Source organism: Sharpea azabuensis DSM 18934, from assembly GCF_000702165.1.
Classification (GTDB): Bacteria; Bacillota_I; Bacilli_A; order Erysipelotrichales; family Coprobacillaceae; genus Sharpea; species Sharpea azabuensis.
Genome location: NZ_JNKU01000087.1, coordinates 1 through 2,455, shown reverse-complemented (window position 1 = coordinate 2,455; position 2,455 = coordinate 1). Strand labels below are relative to the sequence as shown.

At 43.0% G+C, this 2,455-nt stretch carries 3 protein-coding genes; all 3 read right to left on the bottom strand.

Features of this window, described 5'->3' with window-relative positions:
• Positions 1–71: 71 nt before the first annotated feature.
• From T529_RS0111570 to T529_RS0111560, 3 genes are read right to left on the bottom strand one after another with little or no spacing between them, the layout of a single operon-like run.
• Positions 72–623: a radical SAM protein gene (locus tag T529_RS0111570; RefSeq protein WP_238560821.1), complete on the bottom strand. Its 552-nt coding sequence runs from the start codon at positions 621–623 to the stop codon at positions 72–74.
• A complete protein-coding gene (locus tag T529_RS0111565; protein ID WP_033163765.1) occupies positions 611–1,300 on the bottom strand; it encodes a radical SAM mobile pair protein A in 690 nt (229 codons plus the stop codon). Before T529_RS0111565 ends, T529_RS0111570 begins: the two co-directional genes overlap by 13 nt.
• Positions 1,297–1,734 carry a radical SAM mobile pair system MarR family transcriptional regulator gene (locus T529_RS0111560; RefSeq protein WP_033163764.1) on the bottom strand — a complete coding sequence of 146 codons (438 nt, stop codon included), beginning with the start codon at positions 1,732–1,734 and terminating at the stop codon, positions 1,297–1,299. The genes T529_RS0111565 and T529_RS0111560 overlap by 4 nt, the downstream gene beginning before the upstream one ends.
• Positions 1,735–2,455: the final 721 nt, after the last annotated feature.

Below are 2,455 nucleotides of genomic sequence, written 5' to 3'. Positions count from 1 at the left end.
TGTAACAAAAAAAGAATGACCATTCGGTTTTATTTACCCAAAAATGGGTAAAAATAAACCACCCGAATTGGTCATTTATATATTACCATTATTATACGGATACCTGCTTCATATACCTGCTTCATAGCAGAGATACGGCGCTCAATGCTCGAAGCAGAGTCCATATCGTTCTTGAAATTTTCATCTAGTGTGTTGATCGACCATGAAACGGTTACACGTCCAAGCTTCTTCAGCAGATCAATATCCCGTACCACAAGATCCGACTTTGTGCAGATCAGAATATCTGCATCACTGCCGATCAGCTGCTCCAGAAGTTTTCTGGTATTCCCGTATTGCTCCTCCTGTGGATTGTAGCCATCTGTCACAGAACCGATGACCACCCGCTGTCCGGCATATTTCTTCGGATTTTTAATTTCCGGCCAATGCTTCACATCAAGGAAAGTGCCCCATTCCTCCTTGTGCCCGGTAAAGCGCTTCATAAAAGAAGCATAGCAATACTTGCAGGCATGTGTACAGCCCACATAGGGATTGACCGAGTAACCGCCTACCGGCAGACTAGACTTAGTCATGATGTTCTTTGTTTCCACCTCACGAATGAGGATTCCATTTATTACTTCTTCCATGATTTCTGTACCTCTAACACTTTATTAAATTCTTCCGGCATTTCCTGAATCATATTTTCATCCCCTATGATAGGGACAAGGTTTTCCTTCATAAACACCGGAATGCCGAGCTTATGTGCCTGGTCCGCCAGAGACCATGCCCATTCCGGCTCCGTATGAATCTTCCTGCTCTGAGCTCCGGTCATGGTGCCGACAACGATCCAATTGATTCCGGAAAGGTCAACTGTGCCGGGATCGTCGAATAACGGCTCAAAGGTAACATGGTAATGTTTTGCTCTGACGTTTTTCCGAAGTGCATCGATACGCCACAGTTCTGCTTTACTCGTCACCGTAACGCCAAACCATGCGTTTTCCAGATCGGTATCAAAATCCAGCAAATCAGGTCGCTTGGTAAGGAACAGGAACTGATGCTGTGGATTTTCACGGATCTTTGCAAACACCTCGTCTCTCCATTCCGGCTTCCATCCAGAGAGATCGCTCATGCCGGTGAGAAGAAAGTTCTGCGGACGTTTCTTTTCCATCATCTTGAGCTTACCCGGAAAGAATTCAGGGTCAGTGAAGTCATCAATCATATGCCAGCGTTTTACGTTGTTGCGGGCATAGCAATATGTACACCCCACTGTACAGCCAATGACGATATTCATGTTCTGAATCTGATCTTTGATACAAATACTCATGACTTCTGCCACTCCTCAAGATTCTTTCTTATGCGGTCGAGGTATTCCTCAAACCGAGTAATTTCTTCCTCTGAAAAACCTTTGTAGTAAATACTGCCCATCTCATCAGATACAGAATCGTACTCACCCTTTAAGGCATGTGCTTTCTCAGTCAGAAACAGGAGTGTTTTCCTTTTGTCCGTTTCAGACTGAACACGGCTTATTAGCCCTTGATTTTCCATTCTTTCCAGCATCGTAGTAAGAGATGTTATCGCTAATCCGCATTTAGTCGAGAGTGACCTGATTGAGATACCATCCTCCTGCCACAGCACATAAAGAATACGTCCCTGGGCTCCATTAAATGCATCAATATTCTTTTCACTGAGAATCTTCTCGAAAATCCGGTCTCCAAGTTGTTTTATTTTGCTGACAAGAAATCCTCCATTCATGTCCATACAAAACCTCCTATATAGTAGCTTATTAAAAATACTATATAGGAGCTTTATTGTCAACGGTTTATATGTCTTAATAGGTAAATTCCGATTTCACGGCCAGTTCGACCGCGCTGTTTTCTTCCTCGGCAGACTCTCCTCCGCCTCCCTTTTCACATAGGTCAATTCTGATTTATATCTTGGAATACGTATCTTGTCTTCTTCCAAGTGGCTTTGAAATCAGTAGTAATGATATCCATTTCTCATCAGCACAATTTGGTTACTTAGTATATCATGTTTGGAATTCGTGAAAAACAGAAAAGCCGTACCGATGGTCCGAGACGGCAAAATGCTATCAATATTAAATTGTGATGCATACACCAAACTTTCCGTCAAACAAAACACCTGTAACAGTAACCAAAATATCCAATGCCATTCGGACAAATTTAATCTGCCAGTGATTTTTTCTGCTAAAGCAAAAGTGACTGCCTCATAGGAGCCTCTACCAAGGAATACCGACTCACATATTCCTCTATATACTCTTCCTCTAACGTAGGAACGCCGCAGGAAACAGAACTAAGTAGTGCCACACTTGTAAACTCTGTCTGAACCTTCTCGGTCTGTTCAGTAGGAATCTGCTGACCATCATATAGGAACAATCAGGACGGATTCAACATACTGCTGGATGCATTGAACGGGCTGGATCATTCTCAGGAAATAAAAATAGGACTTGAGGCTACAGGTC